The following is a 15700-nucleotide window of genomic DNA, read 5'->3' on the forward strand; positions in this document are numbered from 1 at the left end:
ATGCTGCTTTCCGAACAGGCCTACCAGAAAATCGACCGAGAACTCGCGAAGTTCCCGGCCGACCAGCGGCAGTCCGCCATCATGGCCTCGCTTGCCATCGCGCAAGAAGAGAAGGGCTGGTTGGCTACCGAAATCATCGAAGATGTGGCCAACTACATTGGCGTTCCGCCCATCGCGGTCCAGGAAGTCGCCACCTTCTACAACATGTTCGACGTCAAGCCCGTCGGCAAGAACAAAATCGCCGTCTGCACGAACCTGCCCTGTGCATTGCGCGACGGCGAACGTGCTGGCGAATACCTTAAGCGCAAGCTGGGTGTCGATTACCGCGGCACCACCCCTGACGGCCAGTTCACGCTGGTGGAAGGGGAGTGCATGGGCGCCTGCGGCGATTCGCCGGTGCTGATCGTGAACAACAAGCATATGTGCGTGCGCATGACCGAAGAGAAGCTGGACGCGCTGGTCGCCGCCCTCAAGGTGCAAGGAGAGTCGGCATGAACGCGCCCGACCTGTACAAGCAGTTCGCGCAGGGGCTGGACCCCAACCCGCTGAACGACCTGTCTAATTCGATGTGCCTGCATGGCCGGCACATCCAGCCGCAGATCTTGGCCGACGTCGACGGCGCCAACTGGCGCCTGGCCGACTACGTCAAGCGTGGCGGCTACGAAGCCCTGAAGAAAATCCTGACCACCGGCATGAAGCCGGAAGACGTGATCGCCGAGGTCAAGGCGTCCGGTCTGCGCGGCCGCGGCGGCGCGGGCTTCCCGACCGGCCTGAAGTGGAGCTTCATGCCGCGCGCCTTCCCGGGCCAGAAGTACCTCGTCTGCAACTCGGACGAAGGCGAACCCGGTACGTTCAAGGACCGCGACATCCTGCGTTTCAATCCGCACATCGTGATTGAAGGCATGGCGATCGCGGCCTATGCCATGGGCATCAGCGTCGGCTACAACTACATCCACGGCGAAATCTTCGAAGTCTACGAGCGTTTCGAAGAAGCGCTGGAAGAAGCGCGCGCCGCGGGCTTTCTGGGTGACAAGCTGTTCGGTTCGGACTTCAGCTTCCAGCTGCACGCCTTCCATGGCTATGGCGCCTACATCTGCGGCGAGGAAACCGCGCTGCTGGAATCGCTGGAAGGCAAGAAAGGCCAGCCGCGCTTCAAGCCGCCGTTCCCGGCAAGCTTCGGCCTGTACGGCAAGCCCACCACCATCAACAATACCGAAACGTTCGCGGCGGTGCCCTGGATCATCCGCAATGGCGGCCAGGCCTACCTCGAAGTCGGCAAGCCGAACAACGGCGGCACCAAGCTGTTCTCGATCACCGGCGACGTCGAGCGTCCCGGCAACTACGAGATCCCGCTGGGCACGCCGTTCTCGAAGCTCCTGGAGCTGGCGGGCGGCATGCGCGGCGGCAAGAAGCTGAAGGCCGTGATCCCCGGCGGTTCGAGCGCCCCGGTGCTGCCGGCCGACATCATCATGGAATGCACGATGGACTATGACTCCATCGCCAAGGCCGGCTCGATGCTGGGTTCGGGCGCCGTGATCGTCATGGACGAAACGCGTTGCATGGTGAAGTCGCTCTTGCGCCTGTCGTACTTCTATTTCGAGGAAAGCTGCGGCCAGTGCACGCCGTGCCGCGAAGGCACCGGCTGGCTCTACCGCATGGTGCATCGCATCGAAAACGGTCACGGCCGTCCGGAAGATCTGGACTTGCTGGACAACGTGGCAGGCAACATCATGGGCCGCACCATCTGCGCCCTGGGTGACGCCGCCGCCATGCCCGTCCGTGGCTTCCTCAAGCATTTTCGCGACGAATTCGCGCACCACATCGAGCATAAGTCTTGTGTGGTCCCGCAATATCTGTAGGTCTCAGGAACAGCAATGGTTGAACTAACCGTCGACGGCAACAAGGTCGAAGTGCCCGAAGGCAGCATGGTGATGCATGCCGCCCAGAAAGTCGGGCTTTACGTGCCGCATTTCTGCTACCACAAGAAACTGTCCATCGCGGCCAATTGCCGCATGTGCCTGGTTGAAGTGGAAAAGGCGCCCAAGGCGCTGCCCGCCTGCGCCACGCCCGTGACCAACGGCATGGTCGTCCACACCTGCTCCGAGAAGGCCCGCGCCGCTCAGAAGTCGGTGATGGAATTCTTGCTCATCAATCACCCGCTCGACTGCCCGATCTGCGATCAGGGCGGCGAATGCCAGCTGCAGGATCTGGCCGTGGGCTACGGCGGTTCTTCCTCGCGTTACCAGGAAGAAAAGCGCGTGGTGTTCCACAAGGACCTGGGTCCGCTGGTTTCCGCCGAGGAAATGAGCCGCTGCATCCACTGCACCCGCTGCGTGCGCTTCGGCCAGGAAATCGCCGGCGTCATGGAACTGGGCATGCTGGGCCGTGGCGAGCACTCCGAGATCACGACCTTCGTCGGCCGCTCGATCGAGTCCGAATTGTCGGGCAACATGATCGACATCTGTCCGGTGGGCGCGCTGACCTCCAAGCCCTTCCGCTACAGCGCGCGTACCTGGGAACTGGCTCGCCGCCGTTCGGTCAGCCCGCACGACAGCCTGGGCGCCAACCTGGTGGTGCAGGTCAAGGGCGACCGCGTCATGCGCGTGGTTCCGTTCGAAGACGAGGCCGTCAACGAATGCTGGATCAGCGACCGCGACCGCTTCTCGTACGAAGGCCTGAACAGCGAAGACCGCCTGTCGGCTCCGATGATCAAGGGCACCGATGGCAAGTGGCAGGAAGCCTCCTGGAGCGATGCGCTGGCCGCTGTCGCCCAGGGCCTGTCCCGCGTGCGCGACAGCTTCGGCGCCGGCCAGATCGGCGCGCTGGCGTCCGAATACGCCACCACCGAGGAATACGCGCTGCTGGGCCGCCTGGTCCGCTCGCTGGGTTCCGAGAACATCGATTTCCGCCTGCGCCAGACGGATCCGGCCTTTGACGCCGCCCTGACGGGCGCGCCCTGGCTGGGCATGCCTATCGCCGAGCTCGACAACCTGGACCGCGTCCTGGTCGTGGGTTCTTTCCTGCGCAAGGACCATCCGCTGATGGCGCAGCGCCTGCGCCAGGCCGCCAAGCGCGGCACCCAGATCCTGATGGTCGACAGCGCTGCCGACGATCCGCTGATGCCCGTGGCCGCCCGCATTACCGTGGCCCCGTCCGAGCTGGCGCGCGCGCTGGCCGAAGTGGCCGTCGCCCTGGCCCAGGCCAAGGAACAGGCCGTCCCGGCCGAGTTCTCCTCGGTCGTCCCCGGCGAAAACGCCAAGCTCATCGCCGCCAGCCTGGCTTCCGGCGCCAATACTGCCGTGCTGATGGGCAACCTGGCCGTGGCCAGCGCCCAGGCCTCGACGCTGGCCGCCAACGGCCGCGCCGTAGCTGAATTGGCCGGTGGCAAGTTCGGTTTCCTGACCTCCGGCGGCAACACCGTTGGCGGTTACCTGGCTGGCGCCATCCCGGGCAAGGGCGGCAAGAATGCCGCCGCCATGCTGGCCGAGCCGCTGAAGGCCTACGTGGTCCTGCACGCCGAGCCGCTCCTGGATGCCGACAACGGCCAGCAAGCCATCGCCGCGCTGCGCGGCGCGCAGTTCGCCGTGGCCTTGACGCCTTACCGTTCGGCCGCGGCCGAGTGGGCGGACGTCATGCTGCCGGTGTCGCCGTTCACCGAAACCTCGGGCACTTTCGTCAACGCGCAAGGCCTGCCCCAGAGCTTCAAGGGCACGGTCACGCCGTTTGGCCAGACCCGTCCGGGCTGGAAGGTCCTGCGCGTGCTGGGCAACGTCCTGCACCTGGCCGGCTTTGACGATGAAACCTCCGAGTCCGTGCGCGACGCCGTGCTGGCTGGCGGCATCGAAGGCCGCCTGTCCAACGAGATCAAGGCTCCGCTGGGCCTGGGTCAGGTCGCCAGCGGCCTGGAGCGTGTCGCCGACGTGCCGATCTACCGCACCGACGCCATGGTTCGCCGTTCGGAGCCGCTGCAAGCGGCCCCGGCCTCCAAGAAGCCGGCTGCCGCCATGAACGGCCGCACGCTCACCAGCCTGGGCCTGACGGCCGGGGTCAAGGTGCGCGTGTCGAGCGGGCAGGGCGCCGTCGAACTCGAAACCGTGCAGGACGATGCCGTGGCCGACCGCGCCGTGCGCATCTCCGCAGCCTTTGAAAACACCGCGGCCCTGGGTGGCGCATTCGGTCAAATCAGCGTGGAGCGTGCCTGATGGAATGGCTTAATGTTCTTGAGAGCCAGGGTACGGCATTGCTGGGCCCGACGGTCTGGATGGTCCTCTGGACCCTCATCAAGATTGTGATCATCGCCGTGCCCATCATCCTGTGCGTGGCTTACCTTACGTACTGGGAACGCAAGATGATCGGCGCCATGCACGTGCGCATGGGTCCGAACCGCGTAGGTTTCAAGGGGCTGCTGCAGCCGTTTGCCGACGTGTTCAAGCTGTTGACCAAGGAAGTGGTGGTTCCGACGCAGGCCAACAAGGTCCTGTTCATCGTGGCCCCGGTGGTCACGCTGATGCCGGCCCTGGCGGCCTGGGCGGTGGTGCCGTTCGGTCCCGACGTGGTCCTGGCCAACGTCAACGCCGGCCTGCTGTACATCATGGCCATCACGTCCGTGGGCGTGTACGGCGTGATCGTCGCGGGCTGGGCGTCCAACTCCAAGTACGCCTTCCTGGGCGCGTTGCGCGCTTCGGCGCAGATGCTGTCGTACGAACTGGCCATCGGCTTCGTTCTGGTGACGGTGCTGCTGGTGTCGGGCAGCCTGAACATGTCCGAGATCGTGCACGTGCAGAATCGCGGCTGGTTCGCCGACAAGGGCCTGACGTTCCTCTCCTGGAACTGGCTGCCGCTCTTGCCGTTGTTCGTCATCTACGTGATTTCGGCCGTGGCCGAAACCAACCGCCACCCGTTCGACGTGGTCGAAGGCGAATCGGAAATCGTGGCCGGCCACATGGTCGAATACTCGGGCATGGCGTTCGCGCTGTTCTTCCTGGGCGAATACGCCAACATGATCCTGTTGTCCTGCATGGCCTCGATCATGTTCCTGGGCGGCTGGGCTTCCCCGATCGACATCGCGCCGCTGACCTGGATTCCGGGTTGGATCTGGCTGGGTCTCAAGACGTTCGTCGTGGTCTCGTTGTTCGTGTGGTTCCGCGCGTCGTTCCCGCGTTACCGCTATGACCAGATCATGCGCTTGGGTTGGAAAATCTTCATCCCGCTGACCGGCGTTTGGCTGGTCGTGGTGGCGATCTGGATGCAGACGCCCTGGAACATTTGGCGCTAAGCCGCCAGGCAGAGGCAGGATATGGAAGCGATCAAGGATTTCTTCGGCAGCCTGATGCTGACCGAGTTGCTCAAGGGCATGCGCCTGACGGGCAAGTATTTCTTCAAGCGCAAGGTCACCTTGCGCTACCCCCAGGAAAAGACGCCTGCGTCGCCGCGTTTCCGCGGCCTGCACGCGCTGCGCCGCTACCCCAACGGGGAAGAGCGTTGCATCGCGTGCAAGCTGTGCGAAGCCGTGTGTCCCGCGCTGGCGATCACGATCGAGTCGGACCAGCGTGACGACGGCACCCGCCGGACCACGCGCTACGACATCGACCTGACCAAGTGCATTTTCTGCGGCTTCTGTGAGGAAAGCTGCCCCGTGGACTCCATCGTGGAAACGCACATCCACGAATACCACGGTGAAAAGCGCGGCGACCTGTATTTCACCAAAGACATGCTGCTCGCCGTGGGCGACCGCTACGAAGCCGAAATCGCCCGTCGCCGGGCCGAAGACGCTCCCTACCGTTGAAGCCCAGGACCTGATCCATGACTTTTACCACTGTCCTGTTTTACATACTGGCCGCGGTGCTGGTGATCGCGGCGTTCCGCGTGATCACCGCGCGCAGCCCGGTTACCGCAGTCCTGCACCTGATCCTGGCGTTCGTCAACGCAGCCATGCTCTGGATGCTGCTTGGCGCCGAGTTCCTTGCGCTGCTGCTAGTGCTGGTATACGTGGGCGCCGTGATGGTGCTCTTCCTCTTCGTCGTGATGATGCTCGACATCCGCATGGATGCCTTGCGCCAGGGCCTGAAGACCTACCTGCCGCTGGGCCTGGTGATTGGCCTGGTCATGGTGCTGGAGATGGCCTTCGTGCTGGGTTCGACCTGGTACGGCGCTGGCCCGCAAGCCCCCGTCGCCGGCGACTACAACAACGCCCGCGCGCTGGGCGAGGCCATGTACACCCAGTACATCTACGCGATTGAAGTGGGCGCCGCGCTGCTGCTGGTGGGCATGGTTGCCGCCATCGCGCTGACCCTGCGCCGCCGCCGCGACGTGAAGTACAACGACCCGGTGGCCGCCGTCCGCGTGCGCTCGAAGGACCGTTACCGCATGGTGAGCATGCCCGCCCAGAGCGAGCGTGCCCAGGCGCAGAACGGCGCTCCGACCGCCGCCGCGCCCCAAGGAGAACAAAAATGACGCTGACGCTGGCCCACTACCTGATCCTCGGGGCGATCCTGTTCGCCATCGGGATCTTCGGCATCTTCCTGAACCGCCGCAACCTGATCATTCTCCTGATGTCCATCGAGCTGGTGCTCCTGGCCGTCAACATGAACTTCGTGGCGTTCTCCAGCTGGTTCGGCGACACCGCCGGCCAGGTGTTCGTGTTCTTCATCCTGACCGTGGCCGCTGCCGAAGCGGCGATCGGCCTGGCCATCCTGGTGCTGCTGTTCCGCAACCTGAACACGATCAACGTTGACGAACTCGATCGCCTGAAGGGCTGACGGGGTATTGGAAGAAAATGTCTAGCTCACCCAATCTCTACTTGCTCATCGCGCTGGCTCCGCTGGCGGGGGCAATTCTCGCGGGCCTCTTCGGCACCGGGTTCCTGGGCCGTCCCATCGGCCGCCGTGCTTCGCACATGATCACCATCCTGGGCGTGCTCATCTCCACCATCGGTTCGGTGGTGGTGCTGAACGACGTGCTCAATGGCCTGCGTTTTGACGGCGCGGTCTACACCTGGAGCCTGATCGGCCAGACCAAGCTGGAAATCGGCTTCCTGATCGATCCGCTGTCGGCCATGATGATGGTCGTGGTGACCTCGGTGTCGCTGATGGTGCACATCTACACCATCGGCTACATGGCGGATGATCCCGGCTACCAGCGCTTCTTCTCGTACATCTCGCTGTTCACGTTCTCCATGCTGATGCTGGTGATGTCGAACAACATGGTGCAGCTGTTCTTCGGCTGGGAAGCGGTGGGCCTCGTGTCCTACCTGCTGATCGGTTTCTGGTACACGCGTCCCACGGCGATCTTCGCCAACATGAAGGCGTTCCTGATCAACCGTGTTGGCGACTTCGGTTTCGTGCTGGGTATCGGCCTGCTGTTCGCTTACGCCGGCACGATGCACTACGGCGAAGTCTTCGCCCAGGCCGACAAGCTGGCCACCCTGACGCTGCCCGGTTCCGACTGGATGCTGCTGACGGTCGCCTGCATCTGCCTGTTCATCGGCGCCATGGGCAAATCGGCCCAGGTTCCGCTGCACGCCTGGCTGCCTGACTCGATGGAAGGCCCGACCCCGATCTCCGCGCTGATCCACGCCGCCACCATGGTGACGGCCGGCATCTTCATGGTCGCGCGCTTCTCGCCGCTGTTCGAACTGTCGAACACCGCGCTGTCCTTCATCATCGTGATCGGCGCTATCGGCGCGCTGTTCCTGGGCATCCTGGGCATCATCCAGAACGACATCAAGCGCGTGGTCGCGTACTCCACGCTGTCGCAGCTGGGCTACATGACGGTTGCGCTGGGCGCTTCGGCCTACTCGGTCGCGATCTTCCACCTGATGACCCACGCGTTCTTCAAGGCGCTGCTGTTCCTGGGCGCGGGTTCGGTCATCATCGGCATGCACCACGACCAGGACATCCGCAACATGGGCGGCCTGCGCAAGTACATGCCCATCACCTGGATCACCTTCCTGCTGGGCACGCTGGCCCTGGTCGGCACGCCGTTCTTCTCGGGCTTCTACTCGAAGGAACACATCATCGAGGCCGCCGGCGCCGCAAACGTCTGGGGCGCGACCTTCGCGTACTACGCCACCCTGATCGGCGTGTTCGTGACCTCGCTGTACTCGTTCCGCGTGTACTTCCTGGTCTTCCACGGCAAGGAACGCTTCGACACCAGCGACCACGGCCATGGCCATGGCCACGATGACCATGGTCACGACGACCACGGCCATCATGGCGGCAAGCCGCATGAGTCGCCCTGGGTGGTCACGCTGCCGCTGGTGCTGCTGGCGATCCCTTCGGTGCTGATTGGCGCCTGGGTGGTCGACCCGATGCTGTTCGGCAAGTTCTTCGACGGCGTCATCAAGGTCCTGCCGCAGCATCCTGCCATGCACGAGCTGCATGAAGAGTGGCACGGCTGGGTGGCCTTCGGCCTGCATGCCTTCCAGACGGTTCCGTTCTGGCTGGTCGTCGCTGGCGCGGTCATCGCCTGGTACTGCTACCTGATCAACCCCAAGGTGCCGGCCAAGATCCAGTCCAGCCTGTCGGGCATCAACAAGGTGCTCGAAAACAAGTACTACGTGGATTGGATCAACGAGCAGATCATCGCTCGCGGCATGCGTTGCCTGGGCCGTGGCCTGTGGCAGACCGGTGACCGCGGCATCATCGACGGCCTGCTGATCAACGGCAGCGCCCGTGTGGTGGGCTGGGTGGCAGCGATCAGCCGCCACCTGCAGTCCGGCTTCATCTATCACTACGCGTTCGCGATGATCATCGGCATCATGGCGCTGGTGACTTTCTTTGTGCTGATTCCCCAATGATGGCAAGCGAGATGGCATCCAACACTTTCCCCTGGCTCACGCTTGCGATCTTTGTCCCGATCGTATTCGGCCTGCTGGTGCTGGCGGTGGGCCGTGACGACCGTCCCGGCCTGACGCGCGGCCTGTCGCTCGTCGGCGCAATCGCCGGTTTCCTCGTCACGATCCCGCTGTACACGGGCTTTGACTCCTCCACGGCCGCCATGCAGTTCGTGGAAAAGGCTTCCTGGATCGAAGCCTTCAACGTCAACTACCACCTCGGCATCGACGGCATCTCGATGTGGTTCGTGCTCCTGACGGCCTTCATCACCATCATCGTGGTGCTGGCCGGCTGGGAAGTCATCACCAGCCGTGTCGCCCAGTACATGGCTGCCTTCCTGATCCTCTCGGGTCTGATGGTGGGCGTGTTCTGCGCGTTGGACGGCATGCTGTTCTACGTGTTCTTCGAAGCCACGCTGATCCCGATGTACATCATCATCGGTGTCTGGGGCGGCCCGAACCGCGTCTACGCCGCGTTCAAGTTCTTCCTGTACACGCTGATGGGCTCGCTCCTGACGCTGGTCGCGTTCGTGTACCTCTGGAACGTCTCGGGCGGTTCGTTCGACATCCTGACCTGGCAGCAGACCAAGCTGGGCTACACTCCGCAGATCCTGATCTTCGTGGCCTTGCTGGCGGCCTTTGCCGTCAAGGTGCCGATGTGGCCGGTCCACACGTGGTTGCCCGACGCCCACGTCGAAGCCCCCACGGGCGGCTCCATCGTGCTGGCCGCGATCATGCTGAAGCTGGGCGCCTATGGTTTCCTGCGCTTCTCGCTGCCTATCGCTCCGGACGCCTCGCACAGCCTGGCCGGCCTGATGATCACGCTGTCGCTGATCGCGGTGATCTACATCGGCCTGGTTGCGATCGTCCAGGACGACATGAAGAAGCTGGTGGCTTATTCGTCGGTTGCCCACATGGGCTTCGTGACGCTGGGTTTCTTCATCTTCAACACGGCCGGCGTCGAAGGCGCCATCGTGCAGATGATTTCCCACGGCTTCGTGTCGGGCGCCATGTTCATGTGTATTGGCGTGCTCTATGACCGCATGCACTCGCGCCGTATCGCCGACTACGGCGGCGTGGTCAATGTCATGCCCCGCTTCGCTACCTTCTTCATCCTGTTCTCGATGGCCAACAGCGGCCTGCCGGCCACCAGCGGTTTCGTTGGCGAATTCATGGTGATCATGGGCGCGGTCGAGCACAACTTCTGGATCGGCCTGCTGGCGGCGACCGCCCTGATCCTGGGCGCTTCGTATTCGCTGTGGATGGTCAAGCGCGTGGTCCTGGGCGACGTCGCCAATGATCACGTGCGCGAGCTGACCGATATCAACCGCCGCGAATTCGTGATTCTTGGCGTGATGGCGATCGCCGTGTTGTACATGGGGATCTATCCCAAGCCCTTTACCGACGTGATGCACGTGTCGGTGGAGGCCCTGCTGCAACACGTTGCCGTCTCGAAACTGTAAGACAAGACAATGATGCAATCCCAAATCGATTTCGCCCTGGCGACACCGGAAATCCTCCTGCTGGTTTTCGGCCTGGCTATCCTGCTCGTCGACGCGGTCAGCAATCACCCCGAGCGCAAGCCGACGTTCCTGCTGACCATGCTGGCATTGGGCGTGCTGACCGTGGTGTCGGCCCTGCAATGGAAGAATGGCGTCGTAGGCTCGACCTTCAACGGCCTGTACGTTACCGACGAACTGTCGCATCTGCTGAAGATCGCTTCCTACATCGCCGTGGCCGCCACCCTGGTCTACGGCCGCGTCTACGCGCAAGTGCGCGACATGATGCGAGGCGGTGAACTCTACGTCCTGACGTTGTTCGCCCTGCTGGGCCAGATGGTCATGATCTCCTCCGGGAACCTGATCTCCATCTACCTGGGCCTGGAGCTGATGTCGCTGGCGCTGTACGCGCTGATCGCGCTGCGTCGCGACAACGTCGTCGCCACCGAAGCCGCCATGAAGTATTTCGTGCTTGGCGCGCTGGCCTCGGGCTTCCTGCTGTATGGCATGTCGATGATCTACGGCGCCACTGGCCACCTGGATCTGGCCGAAGTGTCCAAGGTCATCGCCGCGGGCAAGGCCGAGAAGCTCGCCCTGGTATTCGGCATCGTGTTCCTGGTGTCGGGTCTGGCGTTCAAGCTGGGCGCGGTGCCGTTCCACATGTGGGTGCCGGACGTCTACCAAGGTTCGCCGACCGCCGTCACGCTGATCCTGGGCGGCGCGCCCAAGCTGGCCGCTTTCGCGATCACGCTGCGCCTGCTGGTGGACGGCCTGCATGGCCTGGCCGCCGACTGGCAGCCGATGCTGATGATCCTGGCGGTGCTGTCGCTGGCCATCGGTAACCTGACCGCCATCGCGCAGACCAACTTCAAGCGCATGCTGGCCTACTCGACCATTTCGCACATGGGCTTCGTGCTGCTGGGCCTGATGTCCGGTTCGGTCGCGGGCAAGCCGGAACTGTCGTCGGCCGCCTATGGCGCCTCGCTGTTCTACATGCTGACCTATGTGCTGACCACGCTGGCCAGCTTCGGCATTGTTTTGCTGCTGTCGCGCCAAGGGTTCGAATGCGAGCACATCGATGACCTGAAGGGCCTGAACCGCCGCAGCCCGTGGCATGCCGCCATTGTCCTGCTGCTGATGTTCTCGCTGGCTGGCATTCCGCCGCTGGTGGGCTTCTACGCCAAGCTGGCCGTGCTGCAGGCGCTGGTAAGCGCCGGTCACGTGACCCTGGCCGTGATCGCCGTGCTGTTCTCCCTGATCGGCGCCTTCTACTACCTGCGCGTAGTAAAGGTTGTGTACTTCGACGAGCCGGCCGCCGATGCGGCGCCGATGGTCGCCACCTGCGGCCAACGCGGTGTGCTGTCGGTCAACGGCGCGCTGATCCTGATCCTGGGGATCCTGCCCGGCGGCTTGATGGCCTTGTGCGTGCAGGCCATCCGCAGCTCGCTGAGCCTGTAAGCGGAAACGGGGCCATGAACCAGACTCTGGCGGTATGGCTGCTGATCGCGCTGGCCTTGGTCAGCGCGAATCTTCCGTTCCTGACGGAGCGGGTATTCGCCGTCATGCCGTGGAAACAGGGCGGGGTGGCGGCGGTCAAGCCGTTCTGGATGCGCCTGGTCGAAGTGCTGGTGTTTTATGCGATCGTCGGCGCGCTGGGCTTCGCTTTCGAGTCCGCGCTGGGCAACCGGTTTTCCCAGACCTGGGAGTTCTACGCCATCACGCTGAGCCTGTACCTGGTCCTGGCTTATCCGGGGTTCGTGTACCGTTATCTGTTCAAGCGGCATCCCCGCCTGCGTGCCTGAAAGCAAGCGGCTCCATTTCCGAAAAACGCCCTGTGGGGCGTTTTTTTTTGCGTACGCATGAGTTGGCCGGCTGAGGCGCGCAAGCCCCTCCAGCGGCGTTTCTCGGTGGTTTGCGGACATTTTTAACGGAGAGGCACCCCTCGAGTTCTAGAGCCGCTGGCTTTCAGCGGAAGAGGGTTCCGCAATACCTGGGGGAAACCCGCCTACGGTGTTGTTTTTTCATCTTTTGGATACGTTTAAGTCTTTCATTCAGGTTTCATTCAGCCTCAGCGTTCAGAATCGCAAACGTTAAAAAAACAAGAATCGTTGCTATTCACATTCGGAGAAGCTGGTTTGAAGCCCCAAGATACGTATTCGCTGAATACGCTCACTACCTCCCTGGCCGCCGCCATCGCGGCACCTGCGCTGTTCATCAGCCCTTACGCCGCCGCGCAATCCGCGGATTCTGGCGTAACGCAACTTGCGCCCGTGCGAGTGGAGGGTGAGGGGTCTTCCTACCAGACCTCCACGGCGCAGTCGCCGAAGTTCACGGCGCCATTGCTGGACACCCCGCGCACCGTACAGGTGGTGCCCAAGCAGGTCATCCAGGACCAGGCTGCCTCGACTCTCCAGGATGTGCTGCGCAACTCTCCCGGTATTACGTTCGGCGCGGGCGAAGGCGGCCGCCCGGGCGGCGACCTGCCCATCATTCGTGGCCAGAACTCCGCCAACAGCATTTTCCTGGACGGCATCCGCGATTCCAGCACGCAGGTGCGCGACACGTTCAACCTGGAGCAGGTTGAAATCATCAAGGGACCGGATTCCGTCTACTCGGGCCGCGGCGGTGCGGGCGGCAGCATCAACATGGTCAGCAAAACGCCCAAGGCCGCCGATTTCACGGAAGCCACGGCGCAGATCGGCACTGACAGCAATTACCGCGCAACGATCGACAGCAACTGGCGCCTGGCCGACAAGGCGGCGTTTCGCCTGAACGTCATGGGCAACAAGGGCGATACCCCGGGCCGCGACGACGCGGTGAACTTCGAGCGCTGGGGCGTGGCGCCGTCGCTGACGCTGGGCGTGGGCACGCCGACCCGCATTACGTTGAGCTATTACCATTACCAAGACGACAGCATGCCGGATTACTCCATCCCGTATGACCCGAAGACGGGTCAGCCGGTGACGGAGACCATGGGCGTTAGCCGCAAGAGCTTCTACGGGCTGAAGGGCCGCGACTTCATGAAGACGCGCGACGACGTCGCGACCGTGGACTTCCAGCACGACTTCTCCGACAAGCTGCAATTGCGCAACGTGACGCGCTACGGCCGCGGTACGACCGATTTCGCGGCGACCAACCCGGACGACAGCAAGGGCAACATTCCGAACGGCCTGGTGTACCGGGCGCTCAAGTCGGGCTATTACGTCACCAAGAGCTTTGCCAACCAGACCAACCTGACCGGTGAATTCGATACGGGCAGCCTGAATCATTCGTTTGACCTGGGCTTCGAGTACAGCAACATCAAGCAGGACAAGGATGGCTACACCGAGTCGGGCGTACCCGCCGGTACCAGCGGCTGCGTGACGGGCACGGCGAACGGCAGGAATACCTACGCCAATCCGGCCCTCTGCGCCTCGTTGTGGGATCCGGACCCGGGCACCTATTACCCTGGCCATTTGCAACGCAACGGCAACCCGGCTCGCTACAACACGGATACGGTCGCCCTGTACGGCTTCGACACGATCAAGTTCAACGAGCAATGGCAGGCCAGCCTTGGGCTGCGCTGGGACAACTACCGTACCAGCGGCAGCAATATCGCGAAGGGTCGTAACGACCCGGCCAGCACCCCGGCGTTCTACAGCACCAGCCGCGAGGACAACCTCTTCAACTACCAGGTCGGCGTTGCGTATAAGCCGGTGCCCAATGGCACCATCTACGCCACCTACGGCACCTCGTCCACCCCGTCGGCCATCGCTGCAAGCGCGATCAGCGACGCAGTGTCGGTGACGAACCAGTCGCTCGAGCCGGAAAAGAGCCGCACGGTGGAACTGGGCACGAAGTGGCAAGTATTCGATGACCGCCTGACCCTGTCCGCGGCCGCCTTCCAGGACATCCGCAAGAACACCAGCGTCGCCGTGTCGGCCACCGAGACCGCGCAGGTTGGCGAAGCCAAGGTGCGTGGCTTCGAACTGGGCTTCTCGGGCAGCATTACGCCCAAGTGGAACGTGTTCGGCGGCTACACCTTCATGGACAGCGAAATGACCAAGGGCGCCTACAACAGCGGCGCCGTGGGCCAGGACCTGCCCAATACGCCCCGCAATGCCTTCAGCCTGTGGACGACCTACAAGGTGCTGCCCAAGTTGACGGTCGGCGGCGGCGCTTACTACGTCGACAAGGTGTACGGCAACTCGGACTCCACGAAGAACGCCGACGGCACGCCCAAGGCTCGCTGGGTGCCTTCGTACTGGCGCTTCGATGCCATGGCGGCCTACGAATTCAACGAGCATATGTCGGCCCAGCTGAACGTGCTGAACATTTTCGACGAAACGTACTACACCAAGGCCTACGCGGCGCACTATGCGGCGCTGGGTACCGGCCGGGCGGCGCTGCTTTCGCTGCGCGTGCGGTACTGATCCATCGAAGCAATGAAAAAGCCACCGAGAGGTGGCTTTTTTTATGTCGGAACGCGGGGATCCCGGCGCGTTGTGGTCAGCTTTCGAACCAGTTCAGCACCCCGTCCAGTCCCGACACGTTGAGCGCGTAGCGCGTCTGTTGCCGCACCATCGGCTTGGCGTGGTATGCCACGGGGAAGCCCGCGATGCCGAGCATCTTGAGGTCGTTGGCGCCGTCGCCCATGGCGATGATCTGTTCGCGGGACGCGCCATGCTGGCGGGCGAACTCGCGCAGGTGGGCCTCCTTGGCGTCGGCATCCAGGATGTCGCCCAGGACCTTGCCGGTCAGCACGCCGTTGGCGACTTCCAGGGTATTGGCGTGGGCGCTATCCAGGTTCAGGCGCTGCCGCAGGCGCTCCGTGAAAAAGGTAAAGCCGCCTGAGACCAGCAGTACCTTTATGCCGGCTGTCTGGGCCGTGGAGATCAGGCGCTCGGCGCCGGGATTCAGGCGCAGCTTTTCCTCGTAGACCCGCTCCAGCGCAGAGGCGGGCACGCCTTCTAGCAGGGCAACCCGACGGCGCAGGCTTTCCGAGAAATCCTTGATTTCGCCGCGCATGGCGGCCTCGGTAATTTCGGAGACCTTGTCCTTCAGGCCTGCCATGCCCGCGATCTCGTCGATGCATTCGATGTTGATCAGCGTGGAGTCCATGTCCATGGCCAGCACTTTGCATGCGGACAGCTTCGTGCCCGCGGGCAGGAAGGCAGTGTCGACGCCATGGCGCTCGGCCCAGCCCACGACGTCGGCGCGAGTGGCGTCGTCGTGCTGCACGTCGAGCAGGCGGGCGGCGGTGGCGCTGATGCGCGCGACGCCTTGCGCCTGGGCAAGCGCCGCCAGCTGTTCCGCATGTTCCACGGTCAGGCCGGGGGATTGGACAACGAGGTGATGGGTAGTCATGGAAATCTGCATGGGTTGGGCA

At 63.3% G+C, this 15700-nt stretch carries 13 protein-coding genes; 12 read left to right on the forward strand and 1 reads right to left on the reverse strand.

Translation table 11 applies throughout. From position 1 onward, the window contains the following. From nuoE to VCS63_RS09535, 12 genes are all read left to right on the forward strand, one after another. Complete coding sequence (gene nuoE / locus VCS63_RS09480; RefSeq protein WP_042796778.1) at positions 1 to 495, forward strand: NADH-quinone oxidoreductase subunit NuoE; 495 nt, start codon at positions 1 to 3, stop codon at positions 493 to 495. Beyond that, complete coding sequence (nuoF, locus tag VCS63_RS09485; protein ID WP_042796779.1) at positions 492 to 1859, forward strand: NADH-quinone oxidoreductase subunit NuoF; 1368 nt, start codon at positions 492 to 494, stop codon at positions 1857 to 1859. The genes nuoE and nuoF overlap by 4 nt, the downstream gene beginning before the upstream one ends. A 15-nt stretch (positions 1860 to 1874) precedes the next feature. Next, positions 1875 to 4202: an NADH-quinone oxidoreductase subunit NuoG gene (nuoG, locus tag VCS63_RS09490; protein WP_104654043.1), complete on the forward strand. Its 2328-nt coding sequence runs from the start codon at positions 1875 to 1877 to the stop codon at positions 4200 to 4202. Continuing rightward, positions 4202 to 5275, forward strand: coding sequence for an NADH-quinone oxidoreductase subunit NuoH (nuoH, locus tag VCS63_RS09495; protein ID WP_042796782.1), 1074 nt, complete (start codon positions 4202 to 4204; stop codon positions 5273 to 5275). Before nuoG ends, nuoH begins: the two co-directional genes overlap by 1 nt. Positions 5276 to 5296: 21 nt before the next feature. Beyond that, the gene (gene nuoI / locus VCS63_RS09500; protein WP_323879444.1) at positions 5297 to 5785 is read left to right on the forward strand and encodes an NADH-quinone oxidoreductase subunit NuoI; all 489 of its coding nucleotides are present in this window, start codon (positions 5297 to 5299) and stop codon (positions 5783 to 5785) included. Positions 5786 to 5802: 17 nt separating this feature from the next. Beyond that, positions 5803 to 6453 carry an NADH-quinone oxidoreductase subunit J gene (locus VCS63_RS09505; protein WP_042796784.1) on the forward strand — a complete coding sequence of 217 codons (651 nt, stop codon included), beginning with the start codon at positions 5803 to 5805 and terminating at the stop codon, positions 6451 to 6453. Next, positions 6450 to 6758 carry an NADH-quinone oxidoreductase subunit NuoK gene (nuoK, locus tag VCS63_RS09510; protein WP_006217969.1) on the forward strand — a complete coding sequence of 103 codons (309 nt, stop codon included), beginning with the start codon at positions 6450 to 6452 and terminating at the stop codon, positions 6756 to 6758. The genes VCS63_RS09505 and nuoK overlap by 4 nt, the downstream gene beginning before the upstream one ends. Before the next feature lie 17 nt (positions 6759 to 6775). Next, positions 6776 to 8797, forward strand: a complete 2022-nt coding sequence (gene nuoL / locus VCS63_RS09515; RefSeq protein WP_323879449.1) for an NADH-quinone oxidoreductase subunit L — start codon at positions 6776 to 6778, stop codon at positions 8795 to 8797. Continuing rightward, the gene (locus VCS63_RS09520; RefSeq protein ID WP_042796785.1) at positions 8794 to 10296 is read left to right on the forward strand and encodes an NADH-quinone oxidoreductase subunit M; all 1503 of its coding nucleotides are present in this window, start codon (positions 8794 to 8796) and stop codon (positions 10294 to 10296) included. Before nuoL ends, VCS63_RS09520 begins: the two co-directional genes overlap by 4 nt. 9 nt (positions 10297 to 10305) lie before the next feature. After that, positions 10306 to 11790: an NADH-quinone oxidoreductase subunit NuoN gene (nuoN, locus tag VCS63_RS09525; protein WP_042796786.1), complete on the forward strand. Its 1485-nt coding sequence runs from the start codon at positions 10306 to 10308 to the stop codon at positions 11788 to 11790. Positions 11791 to 11804: 14 nt separating this feature from the next. After that, on the forward strand, positions 11805 to 12134 hold the full coding sequence (locus VCS63_RS09530) for a DUF2818 family protein (protein ID WP_042796787.1): 330 nt from the start codon (positions 11805 to 11807) through the stop codon (positions 12132 to 12134). Positions 12135 to 12467: 333 nt separating this feature from the next. Then, positions 12468 to 14744 (forward strand): TonB-dependent receptor, encoded by a 2277-nt coding sequence (locus VCS63_RS09535; RefSeq protein WP_063642040.1) that lies wholly within the window; start codon positions 12468 to 12470, stop codon positions 14742 to 14744. Positions 14745 to 14820: 76 nt separating this feature from the next. Here VCS63_RS09535 and serB read toward each other — a convergent pair whose 3' ends face one another. Next, positions 14821 to 15678, reverse strand: coding sequence for a phosphoserine phosphatase SerB (gene serB / locus VCS63_RS09540; protein ID WP_323879452.1), 858 nt, complete (start codon positions 15676 to 15678; stop codon positions 14821 to 14823). Positions 15679 to 15700: the final 22 nt, after the last annotated feature.

It is taken from the genome of Achromobacter sp. D10 (genome assembly GCF_035282245.1).
In the GTDB taxonomy this organism is placed as follows: domain Bacteria; phylum Pseudomonadota; class Gammaproteobacteria; order Burkholderiales; family Burkholderiaceae_B; genus Achromobacter; species Achromobacter insolitus.

Excerpts from the sequence above, each read along its gene's own strand:
- nuoE (WP_042796778.1), top strand. The coding sequence starts at position 1 with ATGCTGCTTTCCGAACAGGCCTACCAGAAAATCGACCGAGAACTCGCG.
- nuoF (WP_042796779.1), top strand. The coding sequence starts at position 492 with ATGAACGCGCCCGACCTGTACAAGCAGTTCGCGCAGGGGCTGGACCCC.
- nuoG (WP_104654043.1), top strand. The coding sequence starts at position 1,875 with ATGGTTGAACTAACCGTCGACGGCAACAAGGTCGAAGTGCCCGAAGGC.
- nuoH (WP_042796782.1), top strand. The coding sequence starts at position 4,202 with ATGGAATGGCTTAATGTTCTTGAGAGCCAGGGTACGGCATTGCTGGGC.
- nuoI (WP_323879444.1), top strand. The coding sequence starts at position 5,297 with ATGGAAGCGATCAAGGATTTCTTCGGCAGCCTGATGCTGACCGAGTTG.
- VCS63_RS09505 (WP_042796784.1), top strand. The coding sequence starts at position 5,803 with ATGACTTTTACCACTGTCCTGTTTTACATACTGGCCGCGGTGCTGGTG.
- nuoK (WP_006217969.1), top strand. The coding sequence starts at position 6,450 with ATGACGCTGACGCTGGCCCACTACCTGATCCTCGGGGCGATCCTGTTC.
- nuoL (WP_323879449.1), top strand. The coding sequence starts at position 6,776 with ATGTCTAGCTCACCCAATCTCTACTTGCTCATCGCGCTGGCTCCGCTG.
- VCS63_RS09520 (WP_042796785.1), top strand. The coding sequence starts at position 8,794 with ATGATGGCAAGCGAGATGGCATCCAACACTTTCCCCTGGCTCACGCTT.
- nuoN (WP_042796786.1), top strand. The coding sequence starts at position 10,306 with ATGATGCAATCCCAAATCGATTTCGCCCTGGCGACACCGGAAATCCTC.
- VCS63_RS09530 (WP_042796787.1), top strand. The coding sequence starts at position 11,805 with ATGAACCAGACTCTGGCGGTATGGCTGCTGATCGCGCTGGCCTTGGTC.
- serB (WP_323879452.1), bottom strand. The coding sequence starts at position 15,678 with ATGACTACCCATCACCTCGTTGTCCAATCCCCCGGCCTGACCGTGGAA.